This window comes from Qipengyuania sp. BR81-2 (assembly GCF_055693895.1).
Genome location: NZ_CM146344.1, coordinates 998,167 through 1,024,729 on the forward strand (window position 1 = coordinate 998,167; position 26,563 = coordinate 1,024,729).

The 26,563-nt window shown below is 63.3% G+C and carries 31 protein-coding genes; 10 read left to right on the forward strand and 21 right to left on the reverse strand.

Features of this window, described 5'->3' with window-relative positions; genetic code table 11:
- Positions 1–108: 108 nt before the first annotated feature.
- Together ctrA and ACZ1G8_RS04865 are read left to right on the forward strand one after the other, a co-directional pair.
- Positions 109–804, forward strand: a complete 696-nt coding sequence (gene ctrA / locus ACZ1G8_RS04860) for a response regulator transcription factor CtrA (RefSeq protein WP_090477376.1) — start codon at positions 109–111, stop codon at positions 802–804.
- A 240-nt stretch (positions 805–1,044) separates the two neighbouring features.
- Positions 1,045–1,473 carry a response regulator gene (locus ACZ1G8_RS04865; RefSeq protein ID WP_472680684.1) on the forward strand — a complete coding sequence of 143 codons (429 nt, stop codon included), beginning with the start codon at positions 1,045–1,047 and terminating at the stop codon, positions 1,471–1,473.
- Here the strand turns inward: ACZ1G8_RS04865 and ACZ1G8_RS04870 are convergent.
- A complete protein-coding gene (locus ACZ1G8_RS04870; protein WP_472680686.1) occupies positions 1,470–2,699 on the reverse strand; it encodes a mechanosensitive ion channel family protein in 1,230 nt (409 codons plus the stop codon). The genes ACZ1G8_RS04865 and ACZ1G8_RS04870 overlap by 4 nt on opposite strands.
- Positions 2,700–2,801: 102 nt before the next feature.
- On the opposite strand from ACZ1G8_RS04870, the gene trmB reads away from it, so the two are divergent.
- On the forward strand, positions 2,802–3,503 hold the full coding sequence (gene trmB / locus ACZ1G8_RS04875; protein WP_472680687.1) for a tRNA (guanine(46)-N(7))-methyltransferase TrmB: 702 nt from the start codon (positions 2,802–2,804) through the stop codon (positions 3,501–3,503).
- A 6-nt stretch (positions 3,504–3,509) separates the two neighbouring features.
- Here trmB and ACZ1G8_RS04880 read toward each other — a convergent pair whose 3' ends face one another.
- A complete protein-coding gene (locus ACZ1G8_RS04880; protein WP_472680688.1) occupies positions 3,510–4,649 on the reverse strand; it encodes an aminotransferase class V-fold PLP-dependent enzyme in 1,140 nt (379 codons plus the stop codon).
- 101 nt (positions 4,650–4,750) lie between these two features.
- Here ACZ1G8_RS04880 and ACZ1G8_RS04885 point away from each other — a divergent pair, with 101 nt between their 5' ends.
- Positions 4,751–6,118, forward strand: a complete 1,368-nt coding sequence (locus ACZ1G8_RS04885; RefSeq protein ID WP_472680689.1) for an NAD-dependent succinate-semialdehyde dehydrogenase — start codon at positions 4,751–4,753, stop codon at positions 6,116–6,118.
- Positions 6,119–6,130: 12 nt separating this feature from the next.
- The gene (locus ACZ1G8_RS04890; RefSeq protein WP_472680691.1) at positions 6,131–6,793 is read left to right on the forward strand and encodes an SDR family NAD(P)-dependent oxidoreductase; all 663 of its coding nucleotides are present in this window, start codon (positions 6,131–6,133) and stop codon (positions 6,791–6,793) included.
- On the opposite strand, the gene ACZ1G8_RS04895 is transcribed toward ACZ1G8_RS04890, so the two are convergent.
- Complete coding sequence (locus ACZ1G8_RS04895; RefSeq protein WP_472680692.1) at positions 6,790–7,395, reverse strand: outer membrane protein; 606 nt, start codon at positions 7,393–7,395, stop codon at positions 6,790–6,792. The two genes, ACZ1G8_RS04890 and ACZ1G8_RS04895, sit on opposite strands and share 4 nt — an antisense overlap.
- A gap of 115 nt (positions 7,396–7,510) precedes the next feature.
- Positions 7,511–9,775: an NADP-dependent malic enzyme gene (locus ACZ1G8_RS04900; RefSeq protein ID WP_221427479.1), complete on the reverse strand. Its 2,265-nt coding sequence runs from the start codon at positions 9,773–9,775 to the stop codon at positions 7,511–7,513.
- A 113-nt stretch (positions 9,776–9,888) separates the two neighbouring features.
- Here ACZ1G8_RS04900 and mutS point away from each other — a divergent pair, with 113 nt between their 5' ends.
- The 3 genes from mutS to ACZ1G8_RS04915 are packed head-to-tail and all read left to right on the forward strand — an operon-like array spanning position 9,889 to position 13,414.
- Positions 9,889–12,507 carry a DNA mismatch repair protein MutS gene (gene mutS / locus ACZ1G8_RS04905; protein ID WP_472680694.1) on the forward strand — a complete coding sequence of 873 codons (2,619 nt, stop codon included), beginning with the start codon at positions 9,889–9,891 and terminating at the stop codon, positions 12,505–12,507.
- Positions 12,508–12,542: 35 nt separating this feature from the next.
- On the forward strand, positions 12,543–12,962 hold the full coding sequence (locus ACZ1G8_RS04910; RefSeq protein ID WP_472680695.1) for a hypothetical protein: 420 nt from the start codon (positions 12,543–12,545) through the stop codon (positions 12,960–12,962).
- Between the two features lie 41 nt (positions 12,963–13,003).
- Positions 13,004–13,414, forward strand: coding sequence for a YidH family protein (locus ACZ1G8_RS04915; RefSeq protein ID WP_472680696.1), 411 nt, complete (start codon positions 13,004–13,006; stop codon positions 13,412–13,414).
- Here ACZ1G8_RS04915 and ACZ1G8_RS04920 read toward each other — a convergent pair whose 3' ends face one another.
- The 5 genes from ACZ1G8_RS04920 to gluQRS are packed head-to-tail and all read right to left on the reverse strand — an operon-like array spanning position 13,415 to position 16,405.
- On the reverse strand, positions 13,415–13,762 hold the full coding sequence (locus tag ACZ1G8_RS04920; RefSeq protein WP_472680697.1) for a hypothetical protein: 348 nt from the start codon (positions 13,760–13,762) through the stop codon (positions 13,415–13,417). It abuts the gene before it with no gap.
- Positions 13,763–13,809: 47 nt separating this feature from the next.
- Complete coding sequence (locus ACZ1G8_RS04925) at positions 13,810–14,682, reverse strand: 3-hydroxyacyl-CoA dehydrogenase NAD-binding domain-containing protein (RefSeq protein WP_472680699.1); 873 nt, start codon at positions 14,680–14,682, stop codon at positions 13,810–13,812.
- Between the two features lie 60 nt (positions 14,683–14,742).
- Complete coding sequence (locus ACZ1G8_RS04930) at positions 14,743–15,321, reverse strand: cob(I)yrinic acid a,c-diamide adenosyltransferase (protein WP_472680701.1); 579 nt, start codon at positions 15,319–15,321, stop codon at positions 14,743–14,745.
- 13 nt (positions 15,322–15,334) lie between these two features.
- Complete coding sequence (locus ACZ1G8_RS04935; protein WP_472680703.1) at positions 15,335–15,565, reverse strand: hypothetical protein; 231 nt, start codon at positions 15,563–15,565, stop codon at positions 15,335–15,337.
- Positions 15,566–15,574: 9 nt separating this feature from the next.
- Positions 15,575–16,405, reverse strand: a complete 831-nt coding sequence (gene gluQRS / locus ACZ1G8_RS04940) for a tRNA glutamyl-Q(34) synthetase GluQRS (RefSeq protein WP_472680705.1) — start codon at positions 16,403–16,405, stop codon at positions 15,575–15,577.
- 126 nt (positions 16,406–16,531) lie between these two features.
- On the opposite strand from gluQRS, the gene ACZ1G8_RS04945 reads away from it, so the two are divergent.
- The gene (locus ACZ1G8_RS04945) at positions 16,532–17,140 is read left to right on the forward strand and encodes an HNH endonuclease (RefSeq protein ID WP_221427470.1); all 609 of its coding nucleotides are present in this window, start codon (positions 16,532–16,534) and stop codon (positions 17,138–17,140) included.
- Position 17,141: 1 nt separating this feature from the next.
- Here the strand turns inward: ACZ1G8_RS04945 and kynU are convergent, their stop codons facing one another.
- The 7 genes from kynU to dksA all read right to left on the reverse strand — a co-directional run bounded on the left by kynU (position 17,142) and on the right by dksA (position 22,740).
- Entirely contained in the window at positions 17,142–18,359 is a 1,218-nt protein-coding gene (gene kynU / locus ACZ1G8_RS04950) for a kynureninase (RefSeq protein WP_472680707.1), read from the reverse strand.
- Complete coding sequence (gene kynB / locus ACZ1G8_RS04955; RefSeq protein ID WP_472680708.1) at positions 18,356–19,000, reverse strand: arylformamidase; 645 nt, start codon at positions 18,998–19,000, stop codon at positions 18,356–18,358. Before kynB ends, kynU begins: the two co-directional genes overlap by 4 nt.
- Positions 18,997–19,788, reverse strand: coding sequence for a tryptophan 2,3-dioxygenase (locus tag ACZ1G8_RS04960; RefSeq protein WP_472681195.1), 792 nt, complete (start codon positions 19,786–19,788; stop codon positions 18,997–18,999). The genes kynB and ACZ1G8_RS04960 overlap by 4 nt, the downstream gene beginning before the upstream one ends.
- A gap of 37 nt (positions 19,789–19,825) precedes the next feature.
- Positions 19,826–20,281, reverse strand: a complete 456-nt coding sequence (locus tag ACZ1G8_RS04965; protein ID WP_472680709.1) for a DUF4112 domain-containing protein — start codon at positions 20,279–20,281, stop codon at positions 19,826–19,828.
- Between the two features lie 5 nt (positions 20,282–20,286).
- Positions 20,287–21,747: an ABC transporter substrate-binding protein gene (locus ACZ1G8_RS04970; RefSeq protein WP_472680710.1), complete on the reverse strand. Its 1,461-nt coding sequence runs from the start codon at positions 21,745–21,747 to the stop codon at positions 20,287–20,289.
- A gap of 43 nt (positions 21,748–21,790) precedes the next feature.
- On the reverse strand, positions 21,791–22,108 hold the full coding sequence (locus ACZ1G8_RS04975; protein WP_472680711.1) for a PilZ domain-containing protein: 318 nt from the start codon (positions 22,106–22,108) through the stop codon (positions 21,791–21,793).
- A 173-nt stretch (positions 22,109–22,281) separates the two neighbouring features.
- Entirely contained in the window at positions 22,282–22,740 is a 459-nt protein-coding gene (dksA, locus tag ACZ1G8_RS04980) for an RNA polymerase-binding protein DksA (RefSeq protein WP_221427463.1), read from the reverse strand.
- 289 nt (positions 22,741–23,029) lie between these two features.
- Here dksA and ACZ1G8_RS04985 point away from each other — a divergent pair, with 289 nt between their 5' ends.
- The gene (locus ACZ1G8_RS04985; RefSeq protein WP_472680713.1) at positions 23,030–23,359 is read left to right on the forward strand and encodes an SEL1-like repeat protein; all 330 of its coding nucleotides are present in this window, start codon (positions 23,030–23,032) and stop codon (positions 23,357–23,359) included.
- A 1-nt stretch (position 23,360) separates the two neighbouring features.
- On the opposite strand, the gene ACZ1G8_RS04990 is transcribed toward ACZ1G8_RS04985, so the two are convergent.
- The 5 genes from ACZ1G8_RS04990 to ACZ1G8_RS05010 are packed head-to-tail and all read right to left on the reverse strand — an operon-like array spanning position 23,361 to position 26,553.
- On the reverse strand, positions 23,361–24,497 hold the full coding sequence (locus ACZ1G8_RS04990; RefSeq protein WP_472680715.1) for a GNAT family N-acetyltransferase: 1,137 nt from the start codon (positions 24,495–24,497) through the stop codon (positions 23,361–23,363).
- Positions 24,494–25,255, reverse strand: a complete 762-nt coding sequence (locus ACZ1G8_RS04995) for a glycerophosphodiester phosphodiesterase family protein (RefSeq protein WP_472680716.1) — start codon at positions 25,253–25,255, stop codon at positions 24,494–24,496. Before ACZ1G8_RS04995 ends, ACZ1G8_RS04990 begins: the two co-directional genes overlap by 4 nt.
- Positions 25,239–25,694, reverse strand: a complete 456-nt coding sequence (locus tag ACZ1G8_RS05000; protein WP_221427459.1) for a RidA family protein — start codon at positions 25,692–25,694, stop codon at positions 25,239–25,241. Before ACZ1G8_RS05000 ends, ACZ1G8_RS04995 begins: the two co-directional genes overlap by 17 nt.
- On the reverse strand, positions 25,691–26,320 hold the full coding sequence (locus ACZ1G8_RS05005; RefSeq protein ID WP_472680718.1) for an HAD family hydrolase: 630 nt from the start codon (positions 26,318–26,320) through the stop codon (positions 25,691–25,693). The genes ACZ1G8_RS05000 and ACZ1G8_RS05005 overlap by 4 nt, the downstream gene beginning before the upstream one ends.
- Positions 26,317–26,553 (reverse strand): DUF3572 family protein, encoded by a 237-nt coding sequence (locus ACZ1G8_RS05010; RefSeq protein ID WP_280638308.1) that lies wholly within the window; start codon positions 26,551–26,553, stop codon positions 26,317–26,319. Before ACZ1G8_RS05010 ends, ACZ1G8_RS05005 begins: the two co-directional genes overlap by 4 nt.
- Positions 26,554–26,563: the final 10 nt, after the last annotated feature.

A 26,563-nucleotide genomic window follows, 5' to 3' on the forward strand; every position in this document is an offset into this window, starting at 1 on the left:
GTTAACGGCTTTTACCTCACGTTAACCTTTTCCATTCACACCCATATTGGTTAACGAAGACAAAGCCCCTCATCGGGGCCGGGGAAACAGGGCTAGGGGGACTAACCCATGCGTGTACTGCTGATCGAAGACGAACCGACAACCGCCAAAGCGATCGAGCTCATGCTCACGACCGAAGGCTTCAATGTCTACTCGACCGACCTGGGCGAAGAGGGCCTCGATCTGGGCAAGCTGTATGATTACGATATCATCCTGCTCGATCTGAACCTTCCGGACATGCATGGCTACGACGTGCTCAAGAAGCTCCGCGTCGCCAAGGTCCAGACGCCGGTTCTCATCCTGTCCGGTATCGCCGAAATGGATTCGAAGATCCGCAGCTTCGGCTTCGGCGCCGACGATTACGTCACCAAGCCGTTCCACCGTGAAGAGCTCATCGCTCGCATCCACGCCGTGGTGCGCCGCTCGAAGGGCCACAGCCAGTCGATCATCCGTACCGGCAAGCTTGCCGTGAACCTCGATGCGAAGACCGTCGAAGTCGACGGTGCTCGCGTCCATCTCACCGGCAAGGAATATGCGATGCTGGAGCTGCTTTCGCTCCGCAAGGGCACCACGCTGACCAAGGAAATGTTCCTGAACCACCTTTATGGCGGCATGGACGAGCCCGAACTCAAGATTATCGACGTCTTCATCTGCAAGCTGCGCAAGAAGCTCAGCCATGCTTGTGGCGGCGAGAACTACATCGAGACCGTTTGGGGCCGTGGATATGTTCTGCGCGATCCGAACGAAGAGGCAGAAGCCGCCTGAATTACTTGACCGTCTAGTTGACGGGAGGAAGCTCCGGCGGCCGAAAGGCCCCGGAGCTTTGTATTTATAGTGGAATCGGTTCTTATGTTATTTATTCCGGGAACGATTTCTGCTACGTAACATTACGTAATTTAAACGCATTATGCGTTTAGATAGTTCGTCTCATCAGGGGGAGTTTTGGTCGAGCGCAAGGGGGCTGCGCTTGCGATTTGTTTGCCGGCAACGGCGGAGGGTTTCGCAATGGTAGCTTCAATTCAACCGAAGGTGGCGATCGTCGAGGATGACGAGATTCTTGCCTTCATGCTCGATGAAACTTGCAAATCGGCTGGATGCACGGTCGTCGGCCGCGCTGCCAATGCCGCCGACGCGATCAAGCTGTTGCGCGATGCACCACCCGATTTCCTGATTCTCGACTTCGCTCTCGATGGCGATCACGACGGCCTCGAATTGCTCGAGGCGGTCAAGCGCTCGAGCCCCGACATGTTCACGATCCTGGTCACCGGCTGGGACATCAACGACATCGCCGCACGGCTCGACGGCATCCAGCCCGATCGTATCCTGCGCAAGCCGGTAATGCCGCACGTCCTGACGAACCTCATTGAAACGAGTTTCGCAGCCCGGCAGGACAGGCGTGGCACCGGCGAACTCGAGGCCGTAACCAAGCACTAAGTCACCCGGCCCGGCAGTGACTTCACTGCCGCTGCAAGGTCGAGCCCGCTCGGCTGCTGGTAGATGCGCAGGCCGAATTCCGGCAGGATCGCGAGCATGTGGTCGAAAATGTCGGCCTGGATCGCCTCGTACTCTCCCCAGTTCACGGTGTTGGTGAAGCAGTAGATCTCGAGCGGTAGGCCCTGCGGCCCCGGCGGAAGCTGACGGACAAGCAGGGTAAAGCCCTCGCCCGCGATGCGCGGATGGCTCTTGAGATAGGCGATCACATAGGCGCGGAGGGTCCCGAGGTTGGTAATCCGCCGCGCATTGATCTCGTCGCAATCGCTGGACAGCTCGTGCCGGTTCCACTCGGCGATCTCCTGCTCCTTGCGATCGAGGTAACCGTGAAGCAGGCGGAAGCGCTTGAGGCCCACCACTTCTTCTTCGGTCAGGAAACGGGCCGAATTTTGGTCGATCACGAGGCTGCGCTTGATCCGCCGCCCGCCGCTCTCGCTCATCCCGCGCCAGTTCCGATAGCTGTCGGCTATCAGCCTGTGCGTCGGGATCGTGGTGATGGTCTTGTCGAAATTCTGGACCTTCACCGTGTGGAGCGCAATGTCGATCACGTCGCCATCGGCATTCATGCTCGGCATCTCGATCCAGTCGCCCACGCGCAGCATGTCGTTGCTGGTCAGCTGGACGCTGGCGACGAGGCTGAGGATGGTGTCCTTGAACACCAGCAGGAGCACCGCGGCCATCGCGCCGAGGCCCGATAGAAGCAGTAGCGGCGACTGCTCGATCAGCACGGCGATCATCAGTATCGCCGCACCGAAGAAGATCGCGATCTTGAGGACCTGCACGTAGCCCTTGATCGGCCGGCTACGGGCTTCGGGGCGTCGCGAGTATAGCTCGTTGACGTAGTTCAGCGCCCAGTTGACCCCCATCGCAACCGACAGGACGATAAGCGATTGGGCCACATTGACGGTAACCGTCGTCACCTCTTCCGGCAGGTTGGGGACTGCCTGGATGCCGCGCGATATGATCAGCAGCGGGATGACCGTAGCGAGCCACGCCGCTGCCTTGTCGGCAGTCTTGCTGCGCGTATCGAGATAGGGCTCGGCAAAGCGCAGCAGCACCCGCTTTATGAGCCAGTTCACCGCCAGCGCGACGAGCGCCAGCCCCGTCAGCGCGATCAGCGACTGGAGCCAGAGGGCGAGTTCGAAATAGTCGTTTAGGAGATCATTCATGTCGCGAGGGCGAGTAGCGAAACTGCCCCTCCCCCTCAACCCCCGAATTGACCGTGCCGACAAGCTGGACAAGCCCCGCTGCCATCGCCTAGCGGGCTGCGCATGTCAGCATTCAAGGAAGGCGATCCGACCACGCTCAACCGGCTCTACGGCCGCAGCCAGGGCAAGCCCTTGCGCGCGTCCCAGCAGGAGCTGGTGGACAAGCTGCTGCCGCAAATCGCTGTACCTGTGGAAGGCCCCGTCACGTCAGAGGCGCTCTTCGGCTTCGACAGGCCGCTGCATTTCGAGATCGGTTTCGGTGCAGGCGAGCATCTTGCCTATCGCGCGGACCTGCTGCCCGACCATGGCTTCATCGGTGCAGAGCCCTTCCTCAACGGCGTCGCACAGGCGCTGACCCATGTGCGCGACGGCGGCCTCGCCAATGTCCGCATCCATCACGGAGACGCGCTCGATGCGCTCGCCCGCGTCCCCGACGGTGCGCTGACGATGCTCTACCTGCTCCATCCCGATCCTTGGCCCAAGAACAAGCACGCCAAGCGGCGCATGATGAACGACGGGCCGGTGCGCATGATCGCAGACAAGCTCAAGCCCGGCGGTGAATTCCGCTTCGGCACCGATCATCCGGTCTATCTGCGTCACGCGCTGATGGTCATGCGCCGCTTCACCGACGAATTCGAATGGGTGGTCGAGGACCGGCACAGCTGGGAAAATCGCCCCTCGGGCTGGTGCGAGACGCGCTACGAGCACAAGGCGCGCAACACGTATGGCCACGAGGTCTGGTACTTCCGCTTCCGCCGGAAATAACCGCTTTCAGAGCATTTCGCGCAAGGTCTCCAGCAGGGCCTCGGTATCTTCGGGCGTGTTGTAGAGATGCGGTGTGACGCGCAGCGACTGGCCGCGGAGCGACACGAAGACCTTCCGTTCCGCCAGCTTCTCCGTGAGCCCCTCCGGCACGCCGTCCGGAAAGCCGAGAGAGAGGAAATGCGGCGCGCGAACGCCGATCGGCGCCGAAGTCAGCCCGAGCTTCTCCGCTTCCGACGCAATGCGCAAGGTCGCCCTGCCCAGCTCTTCCGCGATTGCCTCGATTCCGAGCTCAAGCAAGAAATCGAACGCCGCAATCGCGCCGTTCAGGAGCGGTGGATTCGATCGCTCGCCGAAGTCGAAGCGCCGGGCGCCGGGCTGGTAATCATCGCGATAGTCGACCAGCCGGGTGAAATCTTCCGACCCTCCGCGGTTGATCCAGTTCTGCTCGAGCGGCTCGCCCTCGTGGTGCCTCGGATCGACGTAAAGCATACCGATCCCGTATGGCCCCATCAGCCACTTGTAGCAGGCGGCGACAGCGAAATCGGGTTTCACCGCCTCGAAGTCGAGCGGCAGGGCTCCGAGCGACTGGGTGAGGTCGAGCACGAGGGCCGCCCCCACCGCGCGGCACTTCTGCCCTACCCTTTCAAGGTCGACGATCCGCCCGTCGGCCCAGTGGCAATGCGGAAGCGCTGCAATCGCGGTGTCCTCGTCAATGGCTTCGAGGACTGCCTCGGTCCAGCACGCTTCGCTTCCGCGCGACACGGCCACCACCCGCGCGCCCCGCTCTTCGGCAAGCGAGCGCCATATGTAGACGTTGGAAGGAAACTGGTCGGAAAGCGTGACGATCGTCTGGCCTGCTTCCACCGGCAGATTGCGCGCTGCGACGGCGAGCCCGTAACTCGCCGAGGGGACGATCGCGATGTTGTAGGGGCGCGTGTCGGCAAGCTCGCCGGCCTTGTCGCGGAACGCCTCGCTCGCGGTGAAGAAATCCTGCGGCCTGTAGGCCCATGGCGAGCGCTTCAGCATCGCGCCGTCGACCATTGCCTTCGACACGCTGTCAGAAAGCGGCGCCATGTAGGCGCAGTTCAAATAGTGGATGTCGGGAGGAATCGCGAAGCGGTGTCGCTGGTTCGGAATGGCATCCATTTGGCAAGACTAGCCCGACCGTTCGCCGATTGCGAGACATAGGTGCGGAACACGCCCGCCCCGTGCCCATTGATGGTGCAAGAGACACGAAGGAACTCGTTTTGATCACGACCACCAATCCAGCGACCGGCGAGACGATTGCCACTTACGAAACGCTCGACGAGAATGGGATCGACGCGAAGCTCGAGACCGCGACCCGCACCTATCGCGACTGGCGCACCACCTCGCTGGACCAGCGCACCACGCTGCTTCACGCGCTGGGCGACATCTACGAGGAGAAGAAGGAAGAGCTCGCCCGCCTCGCGGTGACCGAGATGGGCAAGCCGATCACGCAGGCGCGCAGCGAAGTCGAGAAATGCGTGAGCCTGCTGCACTATTATGCCGACAACGGCCCACCGATGCTCGAGTCCAAGTTCTGGGACCTTTCGGATGGCGGCCGGGCCGAAGCGCGCTGGCTGCCGCAGGGCCCGGTGCTGGCCGTGATGCCGTGGAATTTCCCATACTGGCAGGTCATCCGCTTCCTGACGCCGACGATCCTTGCGGGCAATGTAGGCGTCCTCAAACACGCCAGCATCGTGCAGGGCGTGGCGCAGAAGATGGAAGAGCTGGTCCTTGAAGCCGGCGGTCCCGAAGGCCTGTTCCAAAACCTGTGTGTCTCGTCCGATCCGATCGGCAAGGTGATCGACGATCCGCGTATCGTGGCGGCGACGCTGACCGGCAGCGAGGGCGCAGGCAGCGCCGTGGCCGAGCGCGCGGGCAAGAACCTCAAGAAGGTCGTGCTCGAACTGGGCGGAACCGATCCCTTCATCGTCATGCCCTCGGCAGACATGGACCAGGCGGTGAAGGACGCAGTCTTCGCGCGCATCCAGAACAACGGCCAGTCCTGCATCTGCGGCAAGCGGACTATCGTCCATGCCGACATCTACGACGACTTTGCCGACAGGTTCATCGCGGCGCTCAAGGATGTGAAGCTGGGCGACCCGATGGAGGACGATACCGAACTCGGCCCGCTGTCGAGCGAGGGCCAGCGCAACACCGTTCTCGACCAGGTCGAAAAGGCAAAAGAAGAGGGCTGCACGCTGGTGTTCGGTGGCGAGAAGATCGACCGACCCGGCGCATGGATGACCGCCGGTCTTCTCACCGATGTCCCGCTCGCCAGCGAAACGGGGACCGACGAGATCTTCGGGCCCGTCGGACAGCTCTACAAGGCCAAGGACATCGACGAGGCGACGACCATCGCCAATGCGATCCCCTACGGCCTCGGATCGGCGGTCTGGACCAATGACGAAGACGAGAAGGAACACTTCGCCAATGCCATCGAGGCAGGCATGACCACTTTCAACGCGGTCAACGGCTCCAGGATCGAGGCACCATTCGGCGGCATCAAGCGCTCTGGCCACGGGCGCGAACTGGCCGAGTTCGGCCTCCATGAATTCATGAACCTCAAGACGCTGGTCCACCCGGCCTAGGAGATTTTCGAAATGAGCAAGCACGTACTCATCGTTGGCGCATCGCGCGGCATCGGCCTCGGCCTTGCAAAGGAGTTCAAGGAGCGCGGCTGGGACGTCACGGGAACCGAGCGCTCGCAAAGCGAAGAACTTCATTCGCTCGATGGCGTGGCTGTCGAGACTCTCGACGTGACCGATCCCTCGACCTTTTCGGTTGATGGCGAATTCGACGCCGTGATCGTCAATGCCGGCATCACCGGCGCAGGGCACCAGTCGAGCGAGCAGGCGACGTCAGAGGAAGTGGCTGAGGTGATGATGACCAACGCCTTCGGCCCCGCGCATCTCGGCAAAAAGCTGCTGCCGCAGATCAAGCAGGGCGGATCGCTGTCCTTCATGAGCTCGCTCATGGGCTCGATCGAGGACAGCTCGGGCGGTTACGAGCTCTACCGGACGAGCAAGACCGCGCAGAACATGCTCGCCAAGGGCATTGCTGAACAGGATGCGAAGGAGCGCGACATCGCCGTGCTCTCGCTCCATCCCGGCTGGGTGCAGACCGACATGGGCGGCCCGAATGCGCACATCACCGTCGAGGAAAGCGCAAGGGCCTCGCCGATGTCGTCGAGAACGCGAGCGGTGGCTACGCATATGTCGACTACACCGGCAAGGCCCTGCCGTTCTAGGAAGCCCGGCGCTTAGAAGCGCAGGCCGATACCGGCGACGATCTGGTCGGTCGTCGCTTCACCCTGGTCGATGTCGGCGAGGTCGTTGTACTGCGAGCGGCGGTACTCGAGGCGCGCCTCGAGAGCCGAGGGCAGCTCGATCTGGAGGCCCGCGCCATAGCGGATGCCGTCGGTGTTCTCCTCGAGATCCGAAAGCGAACCGCTGGAGGTAAAGGCGGTCGTGTCGAGCGAGGTGTAACCCACCTTGCCGTAGGCCGCGATGCCCGGGGTCAGCGCAAACCCGGCACGCGCACCGAGATAGTACTGGCCATTGGTTTCGAGGCCTTCGCGGGCACCGGCGAAGCTGCCGGGAAAGCTCGTCGAGCCGTCGCTGGTCGAAAGCTCGCCCTCGATACCGACGAATGCACCGCCAAGGCCGAGGTCGTAGCCTGCGTTGATACCGTAGACGGCGCTGTCGGCGGTCGCCGTGGCTGTGCCATCGGCCGATTCCACGTCGACGCCCTCATAGCCGCCCAGTGCGCCGATGAAGAACCCGCTCGGGGCCTCGTTGTCATCTGCCATGGCGGGGGTGGCGACGAAGCCGGCGCCAATGACGGCAAGTGCGAAAAACTTCTTCATTTTCTTATCCTTTCACATGCGATCCCTTGCACGTGAAGGATGCTGAAGCGCTCGCGCACTTGCACAAAGATGAACGGCTCGGCGGGCCGCGCCGATTGGGCGACGAACCGCCTCCTCAGCCCACCACGCCGGCGCTTGCGAGCACGGCGAGCGTGAGCACGTCGGGCGCGATCGCGGTCATCGGAGCGATCTGGACCGGCTTTTCCATCCCGACCATCATCGGGCCGATCGTGGTCTCGCCGCCCAGCTCGCGCAGCAGCTTGGCCGAGAGGTTGGCGGACTGGAGGCCGGGCATGATCAACACGTTGGCAGGTCCCGAAAGGCGGTTGAACGGATAAAGCTCCATCACCTTCGGGTTGAGCGCCGCATCGGGCGCCATTTCGCCTTCATATTCGAAGTTCACGCCCTCGTCCGCGTCGAGCAGTGCCACCGCATCGCGGATGTTGCCCAGCCACTGGCCCGAAGGATTCCCGAAGGTCGAGTAGGACAGGAAAGCGACGCGCGGCTCATGGCCCATGCGCCGGGCGACCGCCGCCGTCTCGCGCGCGATATGAGCCAGTTCGGCGGCACTCGGACGCTCGTTGATCGTCGTATCGGCGAGGAAGGTGGTGTGGTTCTTGCCCACCATCATGTGAATGCCGAAAGGCGTTGCGCCGGGCTTCGGATCGAGCACGCGGCCGACTTCGCGGGCGGTCTGCGCGAATGTGCGGGTCAGGCCCGAGATCATCGCCTCGCCATGGCCGAGAGCGACCAGCAGCGCAGCGAAGACGTTACGCTCCTGGTTGACCATGCGGCCCACGTCGCGCTCGGTATAGCCGCGGCGCTGCAGGCGCTTGTAGAGATAGTCGACCATTGCCGGGACCTTGTCCGACACGGCCGAGTTCTCGATGATCCAGTCGTCGGGATCGTCCACGGCCAGCTCGACGAGCTTCTCGCGGACCTTCTCTGTGCGGCCGACGAGGATCGGCTCGCCATAGCCATAGTCGCGAAACTGGATGGCGGCGCGCAGCACTACGTCCTCTTCCGCCTCCGCGAAAACGACCCGCTTCGGATTCGCCTTGGCCTGCTCGTAGATATTGGTGAGCGCACCGGTGGTCGGGTTGAGCCTGACCTTGAGCGCGTGGCGGTAGGCCTCGAAATCCTCGATCGGGGCCTGTGCGACACCCGAATCCATCGCCGCCTGCGCAACCGCCGACGACACGACTTCCATCAGGCGCGGATCGAAGGGCGCAGGAATGATGTAATCCTCGCCGAACTGGTGGCTCACGCCGTAAGCGGCGGCCACTTCTTCCGGCACGCGTTCGCGGGCGAGCTCAGCGATGGCCTGCGCGGCGGCGATCTTCATTTCCTCGTTGATCGAGGTCGCCTGCACGTCGAGCGCGCCGCGGAAGATGAAGGGGAAGCCGAGGACGTTGTTAACCTGGTTCGGATAGTCCGACCGGCCGGTGGCGATGATCGCATCGGGGCGCACGGCCTTGGCCTCTTCGGGCATGATCTCGGGTACGGGGTTGGCCATGGCGAAGATGATCGGCTTGTCGGCCATCTTCTCGACCCACTCGGGCTTGAGCGCTCCTGCAGCAGACAGGCCGAGGAAGACGTCGGCACCCTCGAGCGCTTCTTCGAGGCTGCGGTGCGGCGTTTCGACCGCATGTGCGCTCTTCCACTGGTCGACATTCTCACGGCCCGGATAGATCGGTCCTGCACGGTCGCACACGATCACGTTTTCGTGGCGTACGCCCATTGCCTTGATCAGCGCGGTGCAGGCCAGCGCCGATGCACCGGCACCGTTCACGACCATCTTCACCTTGTCGAGATCGCGGCCGGTCAGGTGGCAGGCGTTGATCAGGCCGGCAGCGGAGATGATCGCGGTGCCGTGCTGGTCGTCATGCATCACCGGGATGTTCATTTTCTCGCGCAGCGCCTGCTCGATGATGAAGCATTCTGGTGCGGCGATGTCTTCGAGGTTGATGCCGCCGAAGCTCGGTTCCATCAGCGCGACGGCGTTGATGAAAGCCTCCGGGTCCTCGGTGTCGAGTTCGAGGTCGATCGAATCGACGTCGGCGAAGCGCTTGAACAGGACAGCCTTGCCTTCCATCACCGGCTTCGAGGCCAGCGCACCTAGATTGCCGAGGCCGAGGATCGCCGTACCGTTCGAAATCACCGCAACGAGGTTCGAACGCGCGGTGTAGCGCGCCGCGTCCTGAGGGTTTTCGGCAATGGCTTCGACCGGTGCTGCGACGCCCGGCGAATAGGCCAGCGCAAGGTCGCGCTGCGTCGCCATGGGCTTTGAGGCTATGATCTCGATCTTACCCGGGCGGATAGTCTCGTGGTAGAACAGCGCCTCGCGCGCGGTGAAACCGGTCTGCTTTTCTTCGGCCATCTTGGTCCTCTGATTGGTCGGCCAAGCCCCTAAGGATATTTTTCGCCAAGTCATAGGGGAAAGGCGCCTTGCCCGACTCCCGAATCGTCAGGTGGGCCGCTACGGCAAGGCGCATGGCAGCTAAACCCACCCCGATGATGGAGCAGTATCTCGCGCTCAAGCGCGAGGCAGGCGATGCCCTGCTCTTCTACCGGATGGGAGACTTCTTCGAGCTGTTCTTCGACGATGCGAAGGTCGCCAGCCAGGTACTAGATATCGCGCTGACCACGCGCGGCGAGCATGGCGGCGAGCCTGTGCCGATGTGCGGCGTGCCGGTCCATTCGGCAGAGGGATACCTTGCAAGGCTCATCAAGGGCGGCTGCCGCGTTGCCATTGCCGAGCAGACCGAGACGCCCAACGAGGCCAAGGAACGCGCCAAGCGCGAAGGCAAACCGGTATCTAAGGCGTTGGTGGCGCGCGACATCGTACGCTTCGTTACGGCGGGCACGCTCACCGAAGAGGCCCTGCTCGAACCGCGGCGCGCCAACCTGCTGGTGGCGATCGCTCCGGTCCGCGACGGGGTGGGCATTGCTGCCTGCGACATCTCGACCGGTCGTATGAGCCTTGAGGATTGCGAGCCCGACCGGCTCGATGCGGCACTGGCGCGCCTCGGTGCGAGCGAAGTCGTTGCACCAGACGATTGGGACGACGGTTCATCGGACGTCATTCCCCGCCCGCGCCACGATTTCCGCAGCGACGATGGCGAGGCACGGCTCAAGGCCATCCACGGCCTCGCGACGCTGGACGGGCTTGGCGATTTCTCGCGCCCGATGCTGGCCGCTGCTGCCGGATTGATCGCCTATCTCGACCATACCGGACGCGGGAAGCTCCCGTTCCTCCTCCCTCCGGTCGCGCGCGGCAGCGGTGCTCATCTCGCGATGGATGCAGCGACACGTTCAAGCCTCGAAATCCTGACCGCACAGAATGGCGGACGCGAGGGCAGCCTGATTGCCTGTGTCGATCGCTGTGCGACCGGTGCAGGCGCACGCCAGCTTGCCGAGGACCTGTCGGCACCTCTGGCCGACCGCGCCGGTATCGAGGCGCGGCTTGCGAGCGTGCAGCATTTCCACTCCGATCCGCTCCTGCGTGCAGACCTTCGCGCGATCCTGCGGCAGGCACCCGACATCGGCCGTGCGCTCGGCCGCCTTGTCGCGGGACGCGGCAGTCCGCGCGATCTCGGCCAGATCCGCGATGGCCTGTCGGAGGCAAGCCGCGTGCGCGACATGCTGGTTGCGAGCGCGGATCTGCCGCCGCTGCTCAGCGATGCCTCGCAGGCGCTCAGCGGACATGCTGCCCTCGTCGATCATCTCGCGCGGGCGCTGGTCGCCTCGCCGCCCACCGAGCGCAGCCAGGGCGGCTTTATCGCTCCCGAATACGACCACTCGCTCGACGCGCTGCGCGAAACATCCGGCAATGCACGAAAGGCCATCGCCGCGCTCGAGGCCAAGTACCGCGATGACACCGAAACAGCGTCGCTCAAGATCAAGCACAACAAGGTGCTCGGCTATTTCATCGAGGTGCCCGCCAAGCACGGCGACAAGCTCATGGCGCCCGACAGCGGCTTCACCCATCGCCAGACGATGGCCGGCGCGGTACGTTTCAACTCCATCGGCCTTCACGAAGAAGCCGGCCGCATCGCCGAGGCCGGAGCCCATGCGCTGGCAGCCGAGGAAGCCCATTTCGAGGAACTCGTCGGCGAAGTCGTTGCCGCGCGCGAAGCGATCGCAGCAACTGCCGCAGCGCTCGCCCGTATCGACGTCGCCGCCGCGCTCGCCGAACGCGCCGTCGAAGGCGACTGGACGCGCCCCGAAATGTCCGACGAGCCTTGCCTAGATGTGACAGGCGGACGGCATCCCGTAGTCGAGCAGGCGCTCGCCAAGACGGGCGAACGTTTCGTCGCCAACGACTGCTCGCTCGGCGCCGACGATCGCCTGTGGCTCATCGGCGGGCCGAACATGGGCGGCAAATCGACCTTCCTGCGCCAGAACGCGCTGATCATGTTGCTGGCGCAGGCGGGCAGCTTCGTACCTGCCTTCTCGGCCCGTATCGGTATTGCCGACAGGCTCTTCAGCCGCGTGGGCGCATCGGACAATCTCGCGCGCGGGCGTTCGACCTTCATGGTCGAGATGGTCGAGACCGCAGCGATCCTCTCACAGGCGACCGAGCGCAGCTTCGTCATCCTTGACGAGGTAGGACGCGGCACCTCGACCTATGACGGCATGGCGCTCGCTTGGGCGGTGGTCGAGGCAGTGCACGAGCAGCTCGGCTGTCGGTGCCTTTTCGCCACCCACTACCACGAGCTTTCGCGCCTCGCCGATACTTGCGACGCACTGAGCCTTCATCATGTGCGGGCACGCGAATGGAAGGGCGATCTCGTCCTCCTGCACGAGCTCGCACAGGGCGCAGCGGACCGCAGCTACGGCCTCTCGGTCGCCAAGCTTGCCGGTGTGCCGCAGCCCGTCATCAAGCGCGCCAAGGCGGTGCTCGACAAGCTGGAAAAAGGCCGCGCGGAAACCGGCGGGCTTGCTGCAGGCCTCGGCGACCTGCCGCTGTTCGCGGTCACTGCCCGGGCCGAGGAAGAGCAATGCGACGCGCTGCGCGATACGCTCGAAGCGCTCGACGTGGATTCGCTCTCGCCGCGCGAGGCGCTCGACGAATTGTACCGGCTCAAGGCCGAGGCGGCGAAAAGCTGAAATTAACCCTTTCCCGCTAAGCGGAAGGAATGTCCTTGCGCGCGACATTCATTGGACTTCTCGTGATCACCGGCCTGTGTGCCGCGATGCTCTATGGCGTCTCGACCTATTTCGGCCGCGACGCCAATATGCGCAGCGCCGAACTCGCGTTCCATGAAAAGCACGGCACCAAGGCCCTGCCTGCCGGTCGTTCGATGGAATCGGGTGCCGCGGCCCCGCGACAGCCTGCTGCAGCGCAAATCGACGCTTCGATCGACCTCGATGCATGGTACGGCGAATCGGCAGATGAGGGCGGCAATGCCGCGCCCGCCACCACCAATGGCAAGGCCACGACGGATCTCGAGTTATGGTATGCTGCGGCAGGCTCGAATGACGGCCCTGCAGACACCACGCCGCCTGATAACAGCTATCTCGTCAACGATACCGAGCCCTTTGTCACTACGGACCCCCTGTAGGATCGGCGGAACCCTCGCGGCGCTCATCCGCTTGGACAAGCATGGCACAGGACGATCCGCCTAAGGGCAAGGACAAGAGCACAGAGTGGGCGGAGTTCCGCACCGACCTCGCCGAGGACCGCAATATCATGGCGATGGAGCGGACCTTTGCGGGCTGGATGCGCACCGCCTTTGCCGCAATCGGCATCGGACTGGGCTTTCGGGCTGTATTCGGTGAATTCGAGCCGCCATGGCTTGCAAAGGCCATCGCCACCATGTTCATCGTCGGTGGAGCCTGGTTGGCGGTTACGGCGGAGCGGCGAGCATGCAGAACGTTGCAGAGGCTCGACCCGCACAAGTTCGAGGCCATCCCGACCCCCAACTTCAAGATCATGGCCTATGCCGTGGCCACAGGCGCCGCGATCCTTACCGCGGGCCTGTGGATCCTCAATGACGGGAATTTGGTCGACTGATTAGTCGTTTTCGTTCGGGATGTCCGGATCGACTTCGTTGCTCTTGCCGTACTTGCCTTCGTTATCGTCATGGTTGGGTTCGCCGCGATAGGCGTCCATGTCGATCCGGCCCGAGCTTTCCATGTCGCGCATGTGATCGATGGTATCCTGCGTGGAATCACCCATCAGACCGGACTTGTTATCGCCCTTGATGCTTTCGGTGGGTGATCCGGTTTCGCTGGTCAGCTGCCGCGCCTGTTCGGCGACTTCCTGTGCCTGGCTGCGATGGTCGTCCTGCTCGTCATTATGCGTTTCGGGCGCGAGGCCCGACTGGCGCATTTCCTGACTCTCTACCTTGCGTTCGGTCATGCAAATTCTCCTTTGCACAACCAACGGGTGGCAGGGGCCGCTAGTTCCTATCGCGTGGGCGCGGGGACATCGCCCGAATAGTCGTAGAAGCCGCGGCCGGTCTTGCGTCCCAGCCATCCGGCTTCCACATATTTCACCAGCAGCGGCGCGGGGCGGTACTTAGTGTCGCGGGTGGTCTTGTAGAGCACCATCAGGATGTCGAGGCAGGTGTCGAGACCGACGAAGTCGGCCAGCTGAAGCGGACCCATCGGGTGGTTGAGCCCGAGACGGCAGCCCTTGTCGATATCCTCGATGCCTGCAGTCGACTGGCCGAGCACGAAGACGGCCTCGTTGATCATCGGCAGCAGGATGCGGTTGACCACGAAGCCGGGTTCGTCCTGACTCAGCACCACTTCCTTGCCGAGGCTTTCGGCAAAGCTCTTGGTGCGAGCGGTTGTCTCGTCGCTTGTCGCGAGGCCCGGGATCACTTCGATCAAGCCCATGACGGGCACGGGGTTGAAGAAGTGCAGCCCGATGAAGCGAGCGGGGTCGGGCGAATAGTTCGCCATGCGGGTGATCGGGATTGAGCTGGTGTTCGAAGCCATCACGGCATGGGCGCCGAGCTTCTGGCCTGCCTTTTCGAAGATGACCTTCTTGATCTCTTCTTTCTCGGTCGCTGCCTCGATGATGAAGTCTGCCTCGGTCATGCGATCGTAATCGCCGACGGGGGTGATACGCTTCATCGCGGCTTCTGCGTCGGCGATCTCGATCTTGCCGCGGCCGACCAGCTTGCCGAGCGCCTTGTCGATACCGGCAACCGATTTCTCGGCCACTTCGAGACTGACGTCCGCCAGCAGCACGTCCATCCCGTGCTGGGCGATCGTCTGCGCGATACCCGAGCCCATCTGGCCAGCGCCGATAATGGCGATCGTCTTGCTCATCGAGAAATCCCTTCGCATGTGCAGCAAAGCGCGCGGTCTAGCGAGGGGACAGAGGCTTGGCTAGCGATTAGCGCCGGGAATCCACTTTACGTCGCGCTTGCCGCCATCGTTCGCCACGCGGGCGAGGACGAAGAGGTAGTCGGAGAGCCGGTTGATATAGGCGAGCGCCTGCGGATTGGTCGCATCGACCGACGCCATGGCGGTCATCGCACGCTCTGCCTGGCGCGTTGCGGCACGGGCGATATGGAGCCTCGCCGATGCTTCGCTGCCACCGGGTAGGACGAAGCTCGTCAGCGGTTCGAGGTCGGCATTGAGCGCATCGATGGCTTTCTCCAGCCATTCCACCTGCGCCGTCACGACACGCAGGACCATTTCGCTCGGGGCGAAATCGTCACCCTTCGGTGCCGGCGTAGCAAGGTCCGCGCCGAGGTCGAACAGGTCGTTCTGGATACGGAAGAGCGCGTCGGCGTGCTGGGAGCCTTCCAAGGCGACGGCAGCTACGCCGAGGGCCGAATTGGCCTCATCGACAGCGCCGATGGCTTCCATGCGCGCGGCATGCTTCGGCAGGCGCGATCCGTCGACCAGACCCGTGGTCCCGTCATCGCCGGTGCGCGTGTAGATCTTGGTTAGCTTGACCACGAGGGGCCGCGCGTCAGTTGGCGACCGCGAGCATGATGGCAATCACCACGATCGCCACGGCCTGCCACTTCACGCGGGCCATCATGGCCCTGTTCTGCGCGAGCTGCATCTCCGTGGCATCGACCTGTTCGCCGCTCTCGAGATCGATCTTGGTGCTTTTCAGGAAAGCAACCACACCGCGCACGAGTGAGACAACGACCATGATCATGGCCAAGAGCAAAACGATGATGAAGAAAGTGTTCATGCCGCCTACTTAGGCACTCGCGAGCGTAATTCCAGCAGGGAATTCGCCGCGCCGGATGCGCCCCGCCAATTCGCGCCCGTCCTCGCCCTTTGCGCGGCGGTCCGCCAGACTTGGCGAATTGCGGCGCTTGGCGAGTTTCTGGTCATCCTCGCCTATCAGGATAGGGTGGTGGTGCCAGTGAGGCACGGGCAGGTGCAGCAGCTCCTGCAGGACGCGGTGGATGTGCGTCATCGCGAAGAGGTCCTGCCCGCGGGTCACGAGCGTCACCCCGTCGGCCGCATCATCGAGCGTCGCGGCGAGGTGGTAGCTTGCCGGCGCATCCTTGCGCACCAGCACCACGTCACCAAAAATCCGCGGGTCAGCGATCTGCGTGCCGTTGTTCTCGTCCTCCCAGAAAAGCTCGCCGAGTTCCGCCATGGCACGGTCGGAATCGAGCCGCAGCGCGACCGGCTTGTCCATGACCAGCGAGCGGCCCTTGCAGGTGCCCGGATAGATCGCGCCATCCGGTCCCATGCGCGGTTTGAGCGCATTGATCTCCTTGCGCGTGCATGTGCAGGGATAGAGCAGCCCGCGGTGCAGCAGGTCGCGCGCGACCTCCTCGTAGCTTTCCAGCCGGGTCGATTGGGCGGGCACCTCCTCCCATTCGAGCCCGAGCCAGGCGAGGTCCTCGCGAAACTCGTCGGGCTTGTCGGGCAGCGAGCGATCCCCGTCTATGTCCTCGATCCTGAGGAGGAACTGCCCTCCCCTCTCCTTCGCAAGGTCATGCGCGACAACGGCCGAATAGGCATGCCCGAGATGCAGCGAGCCATTGGGGCTGGGAGCAAAACGGGTAACCACCATGCCGGCCTCCTAACGCGCCTTCTGTGCATAGGCACGGGATAAGTCTGTGGATAGACAGTGTGTAACGGTCTTGACGCTTGAATGTGCGCATGGATGTATCGACGCAGTCAGGGAGGGACGCAAGAAGTGTTCAAGGCCGAACTGATCGAGAGAGCTGCGACGTTCCGCTCGGCGGAAGAGGATCCCACTCGGAACCTCCAGTCCTGCCCCAGCCTCGTGCTGAATGCGGATTACACGCCGCTTTCCTATTATCCGCTAAGCCTGTGGCCATGGCAGACCGCCATCAAGGCGATCTTCCTAGATCGGGTGGACGTGATTGCGACATATGATCGCGAGGTGCATTCACCCAATCTCGACATGAAGATCCCAAGCGTGATCGCGCTGAAGCAATATGTGAAGCCGAGCGAGTTCCCCGCCTTCACTCGCTTCAACCTGTTCCTGCGCGATCGCTTTTCCTGCCAGTTCTGTGGCGACATGAACAATCTCACCTTCGACCACGTGGTCCCGCGCCGCCTCGGCGGGAAGACCACGTGGGAGAACATCGCAACCGCCTGCGCGCCCTGCAACATGAAGAAAGGTGGCCGCACGCCGAAGCAGGCTGGCATGAAGCTCTACTCAGAGCCGATCCGCCCGACGCACTGGCAGCTGCAGCAACACGGCAAGCAGTTCCCGCCGAACTACCTCCACGAGACGTGGCGCGACTGGCTCTACTGGGACATCGAGCTGGAAGAGTAGCTCAGGTTACCGCAGAGCGGGTGCGGAATTCGTCGCGTTGCCACTCCCCGCTTTCGAGCACCTCGGCCAGATGCCCCGCGGCTTCCGCCATGTCCTTGAAACGAAGGTATGCGGGCGCGAAGCCGAAGCGCAGGATATCGGGATCGCGGAAGTCGCCGATGACGCCGCGTGCGATGAGGGCCTGGCAGATGGCATAGGCCTCATCGTGGCGAAAGGAGAGCTGGCTACCGCGCGTCGAAGGATCGTCAGGGCTGACCAGATCCAGCTTCACGCCATATTCGGCCAGACACTGGCGGAAGAACTCGGAAAGCCTTTGCGATTTGGCGTAGAGTTGCTCGACACCGATCTCGGCGATCAGGTCGACACCCACTTCGAGCGCTGCGAGACCGAGGATGCCGGGCGTGCCGCATAACAGGCGCTCGATGCCCGGCGCGGGCCGGTAATCGTCGTCGAAGGCGAAGGGCGCGGCGTGGCCCATCCAGCCCGAAAGCGGCTGCTGCGTGTCCGCGATGTGGCGCTGCGCGATAAAGGCATAGGCAGGCGCGCCGGGACCGCCGTTCAGGTATTTATAGCCGCAGCCGACCGCGAAGTCGGCCTCGCAGCCGCCCAAGTCCACCGGCAGTGCGCCTCCCGAGTGCGAGAGGTCCCAAAGCACCAGCGCACCCGCTTCGTGGGCCGCGCGGGTCAGTGCCGCCATGTCGAACAGCTCGCCCGTCTTGTAATGAGCATGGGTGAGGAGGAGCAGAGCAACTTCCTCGTCCAGCGCGTCCAAAAGCTTGACGCGCTCGACCAGCCGCTGCTCGGCGAGGCCCTGTTTCTGCAGCCCCTCGATCATGTAGATGTCGGTCGGGAAATTGCCCGGTTCGCTGAGCACGGCCTTGCGCCCAGGCCGAAGGGCGAGAGCTGCCGAGATCAGCTTGAAGAGGTTCACCGATACGCTGTCGGCGACGATCACCTCATGCGGCTGTGCGCCGATCAGAGGCGCGATCTTGCCGCCCAGTTTCGCGGGCATGTCGATCCAGCCGGCGTTGTTCCAGCTGCGGATGAGATCGCTGCCCCATTCCTCGCGCACGACCTGCTCGAGCCGCGCCGGTGTAGCGCTGGGAAGGCAGCCGAGCGAATTGCCGTCGAGATAGATCACGCCCTCGGGCACATCGAAGCGCTCGCGATAGTCGCGCAGCGGGTCGCCCGCATCGAGAGTTCTCGCGCGGTCGATCATTCGGCCAGTTCCCTCAGGATCGCACGGCACAGCCCCGCATCTCCGCCGCCGACCTTCAGGGGCAGCGCGATGAGTTCGTAGCGCCCCTCGGGCACGTCATCGAGCACCAGCCCTTCGAGGATGCGCATATCGTGCTTGAGCACCGCGTAATGTGCATCCATCGTCTTGCTTTCCTGCGGATCGACACTCGGCGCGTCGGTCCCGACTAGCTTCACGCCCTGCAGCGCGAGCCATTCGATCGTCTCGGCGGCAATCGGCGTCCAGTCGCTGCGCCAATCGTCATGCGGGAAGGTTTCCCATGTGCGAAACAACACGCGATCGACACTGTCGATATGCGGCAGGTCGGCGACATCGATTTCGCCCGAAACGCCGCGCGCGTCGATTACGAGACAGGTGCCGATATAGGGATCGAGCTCCATGCTCGCTGCATCGATACCCTCCTGCGAATAGTGCAGCGGCGCATCGGCATGCGTGCCCGAATGCGTGCTCATTGTCATCCGGCCGACATTAACCGGCGAGCCCTCGTCCATCCGCCAGGTGCGCTCGAAAGCGAAGTCGGTATCACCGGGCCAGACCGGCAGTCCGGGACGCAGGACCTGGCTGATGTCCCAGACCAGCCGCTTGCTCTTGTAGGAGCTCATATGGCGGTCCTCACGCTCAGCAATTCGGGAAAGAAGGCCGCCTTGAGCACGCCGGCAAGGTAAGGCACGCCCGGAGTCCCGCCCGTCCCCCGCTTGAAGCCGATGATCCGCTCGACGGTCTTGAGGTGACCGAAACGCCAGCGCTGGAAATGATATTCGAGATCGACCAGCTTTTCCGCCAGCTCGTAGAGGTCCCAATATTCCTTGGGGTCGCGGTAGATCTCTGCCCAGGCCGCTTCGACTTCGGGTGAGTGCACCCACGGGCTGCCGTGGTCGCGCTCGAGCACCTCTGCAGGGATGTCGAAACCGCGGCGAGCGAGAAGTGCCACTGCTTCGGCGTAGATGCTCTTGCGGGTGAGTTCCTCGCGGAGGCTCTCGGCTACGTCGGGCGTCGCCTCGTGCATGGTGATCATGTCCGGATTTCGGCCGCCGAGGAGGAATTCCATCATCCGGTACTGCGCACTCTGGAAACCGCTCGACCCGCCGAGGTGCGGGCGGATGGTCGAATAATCGTGCGGGGTCATCGTGCTGAGCACGTCCCAGCTCTGGATCAGCTGGCCCTGCGCGCGCGCCACGCGGGCAAGCATCTTGAAGGAGGGACGCAAACGGTCCTCGCGGATACATTCGCGTGCTTCGAAAAGTTCATGGAGGCACAGCTTGAGCCACAGCTCGCTGGCCTGGTGGACGATGATGAAGAGCATTTCGTCATGGGCATCGCTGGCCGGATGCTGTGCGGCGAGGATGCGCTCGAGGTCGAGGTAGCTCGAATAGGTGACGTCTGAAGCCATGGGCGTGAGCCCTAGCGCGCATTCGTCACTCATGAAACTACTGGTCGATGACCCGCGTCTGCGGATGATGCTTGTCGAGGTGCTTCTTGACCGTTTTCAGGTTCTTCGTGTTCGACCGGTAGACGAGGTCGAAGGCATCGCCGACCACGGGGATCGAGCCGACCGCGCTATCGACGCCGATCCGCCCCATCATCTGCCACAGTTTCCAGCGCGGCAGTCCGAGGTTCCTCGCCTCCCACACGAGATAGCTGCCCATGGCGGCAGTAATGATGTCGCCGACGACAGGGATGAGGCCGACGATCGAGTCGAGGCCGATCCGGTAGTTCGTGCCCGGAAGCACGAAACTGCGCTCGAGGATCATTTCCATCGCCTCGATCCGCTTGCGGATGGACTGCGGGTCGTTCCCCGTGGGGAAATCGAAGCGCAACGGGCTGGCCGCACCATCCGAGGCAGACGTTTCGGGCGTGTATGGCTTGAGGCGATTGTCTTCCATGCGACCTAGATGGGGGCGCGCGAGAGCGGGAACAAGGGATGGAAAGCCCAGGCATTCTCGGCAAAGCCCTCTACGCCGGCGCGGACTTGCGACCAGCGGATCGGCGCGCCGAGAGGGATATAGAGGTTGGTCGCCAGCAGCGTCGTCTCTGCCTCGGCAAGATAGCTGGCCTCTTCTTCGGGGCTCGCGGCATCGAGGGCAAGCTGGACGAGGAAGTCGGCGTCTTCCGAGCACACGCCCGGCGACACAGCGCAATTGAACTGGTTCAGGAACCACCGAGCGCCGGTGTAGCGGGCCGTCTCGTCCTTGAGCACGAGGTGCCCGCCTTCGCCCGGTGCAGCGCGCGAAACCGCGATGCCGACCCGTTCCATGTCGCTGCGAAGCGAGGCGAACATCAGGTCAGAGCCGGGGCCCTGCGGCAATTCGATGGTGAAAGCGGCATCGCGGCCATTGGCGTTCTCCCAGCTCGAGACGGCTGCCGAAGCGCGGGCGCGGCGCTGGTCGAGGGTCAGGGAGGACCAGCGCTCCTCCAGCCCCTCGCCGTAGCCGGGCAGGTTCAGCGGCACGATGCGGGTCGTGTCGGCCCAGCCGCCGAGATTGAGTTGCTGGACCATGGCCGAACGGTCGATGGCAATGGCCACAGCTTCGCGGCCTGCCGTACTGGACAGTAGGTCCTCCTGACGCGCTACTTCGAACCCCAACAGGCCGATAGGGGAATCGAGCCGGACCGTCCCGCGTGCGAGTGCCCCGGTGATCGCCAGCGGCAGGGAGGCTGCACGCCCGCCGAGGATCATGTCGAACTCGCCTTGCGCAAAGTCCCTGGCTGCCTGTTCCGCCGCGACCGGCGTAACAGCGACGGTTCGGGTCATGTCTTCCCATCCGGGCTGCTCAGCCAAGCCGCGGGCTTCCGGCGGGATCGCTTCCAGGACCCGCGTTTCCCCGTCCATTTCGAGAGACATCGGTCCGGCCAGCCCGCCCGCGATCGAAACGCCCAGTTCGGGCTGCGCAAGCAGCTGCAGGAAAGCCGGCATCGGGCTCGTGAGGCGGATCTCTATGACCCTGCCCGTCATCGCCCTGACGTCGGTAACCTTGGCGAGATCGAGACCGAGGCTGGTCCCTTGGGCATTGCGGATCGTCTGGCGGATCGAGGCGGCTACGGTCTGCGCGGTAAGGCGCGAACCGTCGGGAAGGTCGAATTCGGTAATGCGGAAGATGTAGCTGCGCCCGTCATCGGTGACGATCCAACGCTCGGCGAGCGCCGGGACGACCTCTCCCACGGCATTGAACCGCACAAGGCCCTGCCTGCTCGCAGCGAGCACCGCCCGCCGTCCCGCGAAAGATTCTCCGCTATCCACCCCGGCGGCGGCTGGCTCGATATAGGCGATATCGACCACACCGTCGTCCTGCGCGACACCGCAGGACGCGAGCGCGAAAGAGGCAAGCAAGGCGAAAGCCGGACGGATCATTGGGCGGGAGTAGCACCCCGCCTCGAAGGCGCAAGCGCCCTTTCTAGAGCGGGCGGACGCGCCAGTCCGAGCTTCGCGGTGCAACTGCCGGACGCGCATAGCGGGGCGCCTCGGTGTTTTCCGAGTGCACCGGCTGTCTTGCGGCCTGGGAATCGATCGGTGCGTCGAAGGAAATGCCGACACGCACGCCCTGCGTCCAAGCCACGCGACCGGCCACCGGGCCAATGGTCTTGAGCTTGACGATCACGCGGTCGCCGCGATCGAGTATCGATGCGGTATCGACCAGAATGCCCGTATCGGACAGGTTGCGGATTTTCACCTTTTCGGGCTCGGTCGCTCCCTCGGGCTGAAGTTCAGCCATCAAAAAGAGGCTATCCCGTTTCACTCCGCGCGTTTCGATTGCCGACATTGAGGCGCTTCCCTTTGTTCGTTCTAAACCCGCCCTTGGCGATCCCTAGCACGCACACCTAGCAATCCGACGATAACTGTCGGTTATGCAAGGTGGTTAATTTGGCAAGAAATCAGGCGGACACCTTAGTCGTCGCGAGAGATTTTTTCCCGTCTTTCATGGGCTTCCTGCGCCTCGACCGTCATCGTGGCGACCGGCCTTGCGATCAGGCGGCGAAGCCCGATTGGATCGCCCGTCACTTCGCACCAGCCGTATTCGCCCTGGTCGATCCGGCGCAGCGCTGCATCGATCTTCGAGATCAGCTTGCGCTGGCGATCGCGCGTACGCAGCTCGATACCCCAGTCTGTCTCGGAAGAGGCGCGGTCGTTGAGGTCGGGCTCGCGGATCGGGCCTTCCTGCAGCGACTGCAAGGTCTGCCCCGCCGCATCGTGGATGGATTTTTTCCAGTCGAGCAACAGCACGCGAAAATAGTCGAGCTGCTTTTCGCCCATGTATTCTTCATCGTCTGTCGGGACATAGTCCTTGTCGACAGCAGCCTTCGCTTTCGCGAGTTTTTCGGAAACATTCGACGCCGAAGTGGCCATTGAGCCCTTTACCCTTCTACCCAAATCGTATCCCGAAGAGCCGCCTGACCCGCCGGTCCGGATTTTTCCGGTACCGCAGCGCTCCGATGGCGCGGCCTATAGGAGGGCCACCGGACGCGCACAAGCGCCTTTCCAGATTCCTTCCATACCCTGTGACAGATTAAGCTCAGCCTACCGGATCGAGACATGGCGAAAGTCTTGATGCCGACGTTAACCATTTATTGACCATAACCCCCGAACTTGAGCTTGTCCGGCAGGGGAGCCGGTCGAAACTCGGGGGAGTAAGCAAATGGAACTCAAGTCGATCGAAGGCGGCGCCGGCCGCATCGAACAAAGTGACGAGGCGATGGTCACCATCGCGGAGCATCTCAGTGATTATGCGAATGGCAGCATCGATGCGCTTTATGCGCTGGGGGTTGCTTACTCGACCGGAAGCCACGGTTGCAGCGTCGACATGATCGAAGCCCATAAATGGTTTAATATCGCGGCATCGAAGGGCCACGAGGAAGCTGCCTGGTGCCGTGCTGATATCTCCGACGAAATGACCGCCCGCGAAATCGCCGAGGCACAACGCCGCGCTCGCGAATGGCTGCTCGACGGTTCGCGCAAGGTTGCCTGATTCAATTGTCTTTGCGGAAGGGCGTTCTTCGCTCGAGATAGTTGCGGTCGACGGCCACGCCTTCGCGCTCTCGCTCGAGGAACTCCGCCACCGCCGCGCGGAAGCCGGGATCGGCGAACCAGTGCGCGGAAATGGTCTCGACCGGTTCGTAGCCGCGGGCCAGCTTGTGCCCGCCTTGGGCGCCCGCCTCCACCCGCGCTAGACCGCGCTCGATGGCGATATCGATCGCCTGGTAATAGCAAAGCTCGAAATGCAGGAAGCGGACGTGCTTCGTGCAGCCCCAGTATCTTCCGTAGAGCGCGTCTCCCCCGACGAAATTGAGCGCGCCTGCGATAGGCACACCCTCCTCCATCGCCAGCACCAACACGATGCGGTCGCCCATCCGTTCGCCGAACAGGTCGAATGCGGCCCGCGTAAGATAGGGCTGGCCCCATTTGCGCGCGCCGGTGTCCTGGTAAAAATGCCAGAAGGCATCCCAGTGTTCGGGCCGAATTTCGCTTCCGGTCAGGCGAACGATCTCCAGCCCTTCCTGCGCCGCCGCGCGTTCCTTGCGCAGGTCCTTGCGTTTGCGCGAGGTCAGCGTGGCGAGGAAGTCGTCGAAGGTCGCGAAGTCGCGATTGAGCCAGTGGAACTGGATGTCGCTGCGCGGTAGCCAACCGGCCTGCTCGAAGAGCTCGCGCTGCTCGGGCTCGATGAATGTCGCATGGGCCGACGAGAAATCGTTCTGCAGGCAGAGTTGCTCGGCCGCCGAAAGCAGCGGAGTTGCGAGGGCCGGATCGGACAGTAGCAGGCGCGGCCCCGTGGCGGGCGTGAACGGCACGGCGATCTGGAGCTTGGGATAGTAGTTGCCCCCTGCCCTCAGATAGGCATCCGCCCAGGCATGGTCGAAGACATACTCGCCCTGGCTGTGGCCCTTAGCATAGGCCGGCATGGCTGCGAGCGGCGGTCCGTCATCGGCGGAGATAACAATCGGCACGGGCTGCCAACCAGTCCCCGGACCCACGCTTCCGGAATCTTCCAGAGCCGTCAGGAATTCGTGGCTGACGAAGGGATTGTCGCCGGCAAGTGCATTCCATGCAGCGGCATCGATACTGCCCACCGAACTGGCAATACGCGCTGCTAGCCCGGTTTCGCTCACGCCAGCCCGTCTCCCTCGGCGATCAGGGCATCTGCATGGCGTGATCCATTGGCATGTGTTTCCGGTGAATTGACCGTCCAGGTCAGCACCGGCAACCCGCGCTCGCGCAGACCGGCAACCATGGGATTGGGCAAGGCGGCGACATGATAGGCGATGAACTCGGGACGCGCGGCCCAAAGCGCCACGTGGCGCTGCCAGGCCTTCTGGGTCATGCCAATCTCGTCTTCACGCATTACCAGCCCGCGGATCGTCTCCGGCGATTTCCTGGCGAACCAGGCGCAGACCCGCGGATCGAAGCTCATCACCGCATGGCGTCCCGCATAGCCCTCGAGCGCGGCCGCAACCGCCTCGCAGCTTCGCGCGACATCATAACCGCGGCGCGACTTGATCTCGACGAGGATCGGCACCTTGCCATCCACGATCGGCAACAGGTCGTCGAGCCGCGCAAGCATGTGCTCGCTGTCGAGGAAAGCGATCTGGGCGAGTTCTTCAGCGGTGTGATCGGCCAGCGGACCGCTGACTGCGGTCAGCCGGTCGAGCTCCCAGTCATGAACCAGCATCGCGCAACCATCGCGGCTGCGCTGGATATCGCACTCGATCCCCAGCCCGCGCTCCACTGCGAGCGCGAAACCGGCAAGCGAGTTTTCAGGCACGCCCGGTGAATGCAATCCGCGGTGGGCATAAGTCCAGTCGCGGAGCCACCCGACCCGCTCAAGATCGGGCGCCTTGACGATCAGTCGGTCAAGCCTTGAGAGCAACGATCGCATCGACCTCTACCGCGGCGTCGAGCGGCAACACAGGAACGCCGACCGCACTGCGCGCATGCTTACCGGGATGGCCGAAGACTTCGAACATCAGGTCCGAAGCGCCGTTCACGACTTTTGGCTGATCGGTGAAATCGGGCGTGGAGGCAACGAAACCGCCGAGCTTCACCATATGCGAGACGCGTTCGAGCAGGCCGGCAGCCTCGAGCTGTGCGAGGATCATGAGACCGCACGCGCGTGCCGCTTCCTGCCCGCGCTCCAGCGACACGTCCTTGCCGAGCTTGCCGGTGACGAGATTGCCGTCGACGAAAGGCAGCTGGCCCGAAACGTAGGCGGTGTGCCCGTCGACCACGACGGGCTGGTAGCTTGCTACGGGTGCGGCGGCGTCGGGCAGTTCGACGCCCATTTCCCGAAGTCGTTCGTGAACACTCATGCTGTTTCCCTTTCCAATTGCCCTCTCAGCCAGGGCAGTGCCTCGTCCCAGCTGTCGATACGTGCATCGGCATGGCCCGAAGTGTGCGCGCAGTCGATATGAGGGGCGAGCATGGGTTCGCCGCACAGGTGCAGCGTGGTGATTTCGGAGATCGTTTCGCGCGCCGAGCGGTGATGCTGCGCGAGATCGTCGATGAAAATGGCTTTCGAGGGCCGGTATTCTGCAAGGATGTTCTGCAGAGCCGGTCCCTTGGGGCCCTGGTTGGTGAAGACCCGCGCATTGAGGCCATGCCCCGCCAGCTGCTCGCGGCGCATTTCCTGCCGCTTGTCGACGAGGTTCGTGAGGATCACCACGTCCGCCTCTTCAGCCAGGGTGTTGATGCCTTCAATCGCCCCGGGAATGGGGTTCTGGCGATACATTTCCGTATCGAAGAACCCGCCGAGCATCTTCCAGATCTGGTCGGGCGCCAGCACTTCACCGCTGTCATGCCAGCGCAGTGCCTGGCTGAAATCGTTGCCGCTCATGCGGAACTCGACGCCTTGTGTCTCGGCAAGCCAGTCCTTGAACGGCGCCACCATGTAGAGGAGCACCTCGTCACAGTCGGAGATAATCAGCGGTCGACTCATGCATTCAATTCCCTTGCAGCGGCAACCAGCACTTCGGGCCTGGTGTTGAGAGCGTCGGCTGCAGCAATGAGGTCCGGCTCGTGTCCGGCTAGAAATTCAAGAACGGCGGCCTGCACGGCTCGTTCCGTTATCCCGTGGCGCAGGCGTTCTGGCGTGAGCCCGGTCAGCGACAGCAGGCGTTCGGCGCGTCGTTCCTCGGTCAGCGCCCAGCCGAGCGCTTCCAGCGCCAGCACTTCGGCTGCG

What these genes read in the sequence shown, in the direction of transcription:
- ACZ1G8_RS04870 (WP_472680686.1), bottom strand. Translation starts at nt 2,699, where the DNA reads ATGAATGATCTCCTAAACGACTATTTCGAACTCGCCCTCTGGCTCCAG.
- ACZ1G8_RS04970 (WP_472680710.1), bottom strand. Translation starts at nt 21,747, where the DNA reads ATGATCCGTCCGGCTTTCGCCTTGCTTGCCTCTTTCGCGCTCGCGTCC.
- ACZ1G8_RS04935 (WP_472680703.1), bottom strand. Translation starts at nt 15,565, where the DNA reads ATGAACACTTTCTTCATCATCGTTTTGCTCTTGGCCATGATCATGGTC.
- ACZ1G8_RS04915 (WP_472680696.1), top strand. Translation starts at nt 13,004, where the DNA reads ATGGCACAGGACGATCCGCCTAAGGGCAAGGACAAGAGCACAGAGTGG.
- ctrA (WP_090477376.1), top strand. Translation starts at nt 109, where the DNA reads ATGCGTGTACTGCTGATCGAAGACGAACCGACAACCGCCAAAGCGATC.
- kynB (WP_472680708.1), bottom strand. Translation starts at nt 19,000, where the DNA reads ATGAGCTCCTACAAGAGCAAGCGGCTGGTCTGGGACATCAGCCAGGTC.
- ACZ1G8_RS04895 (WP_472680692.1), bottom strand. Translation starts at nt 7,395, where the DNA reads ATGAAGAAGTTTTTCGCACTTGCCGTCATTGGCGCCGGCTTCGTCGCC.
- mutS (WP_472680694.1), top strand. Translation starts at nt 9,889, where the DNA reads ATGGCAGCTAAACCCACCCCGATGATGGAGCAGTATCTCGCGCTCAAG.
- ACZ1G8_RS04960 (WP_472681195.1), bottom strand. Translation starts at nt 19,788, where the DNA reads ATGGCTTCAGACGTCACCTATTCGAGCTACCTCGACCTCGAGCGCATC.
- ACZ1G8_RS05005 (WP_472680718.1), bottom strand. Translation starts at nt 26,320, where the DNA reads ATGAGTCGACCGCTGATTATCTCCGACTGTGACGAGGTGCTCCTCTAC.
- ACZ1G8_RS04975 (WP_472680711.1), bottom strand. Translation starts at nt 22,108, where the DNA reads ATGGCTGAACTTCAGCCCGAGGGAGCGACCGAGCCCGAAAAGGTGAAA.
- ACZ1G8_RS05000 (WP_221427459.1), bottom strand. Translation starts at nt 25,694, where the DNA reads ATGAGTGTTCACGAACGACTTCGGGAAATGGGCGTCGAACTGCCCGAC.
- kynU (WP_472680707.1), bottom strand. Translation starts at nt 18,359, where the DNA reads ATGATCGACCGCGCGAGAACTCTCGATGCGGGCGACCCGCTGCGCGAC.
- trmB (WP_472680687.1), top strand. Translation starts at nt 2,802, where the DNA reads ATGTCAGCATTCAAGGAAGGCGATCCGACCACGCTCAACCGGCTCTAC.
- ACZ1G8_RS04920 (WP_472680697.1), bottom strand. Translation starts at nt 13,762, where the DNA reads ATGACCGAACGCAAGGTAGAGAGTCAGGAAATGCGCCAGTCGGGCCTC.
- ACZ1G8_RS04900 (WP_221427479.1), bottom strand. Translation starts at nt 9,775, where the DNA reads ATGGCCGAAGAAAAGCAGACCGGTTTCACCGCGCGCGAGGCGCTGTTC.
- gluQRS (WP_472680705.1), bottom strand. Translation starts at nt 16,405, where the DNA reads ATGGTGGTTACCCGTTTTGCTCCCAGCCCCAATGGCTCGCTGCATCTC.
- ACZ1G8_RS04965 (WP_472680709.1), bottom strand. Translation starts at nt 20,281, where the DNA reads ATGGAAGACAATCGCCTCAAGCCATACACGCCCGAAACGTCTGCCTCG.
- ACZ1G8_RS04865 (WP_472680684.1), top strand. Translation starts at nt 1,045, where the DNA reads ATGGTAGCTTCAATTCAACCGAAGGTGGCGATCGTCGAGGATGACGAG.
- ACZ1G8_RS04985 (WP_472680713.1), top strand. Translation starts at nt 23,030, where the DNA reads ATGGAACTCAAGTCGATCGAAGGCGGCGCCGGCCGCATCGAACAAAGT.
- dksA (WP_221427463.1), bottom strand. Translation starts at nt 22,740, where the DNA reads ATGGCCACTTCGGCGTCGAATGTTTCCGAAAAACTCGCGAAAGCGAAG.
- ACZ1G8_RS04925 (WP_472680699.1), bottom strand. Translation starts at nt 14,682, where the DNA reads ATGAGCAAGACGATCGCCATTATCGGCGCTGGCCAGATGGGCTCGGGT.
- ACZ1G8_RS04890 (WP_472680691.1), top strand. Translation starts at nt 6,131, where the DNA reads ATGAGCAAGCACGTACTCATCGTTGGCGCATCGCGCGGCATCGGCCTC.
- ACZ1G8_RS04880 (WP_472680688.1), bottom strand. Translation starts at nt 4,649, where the DNA reads ATGGATGCCATTCCGAACCAGCGACACCGCTTCGCGATTCCTCCCGAC.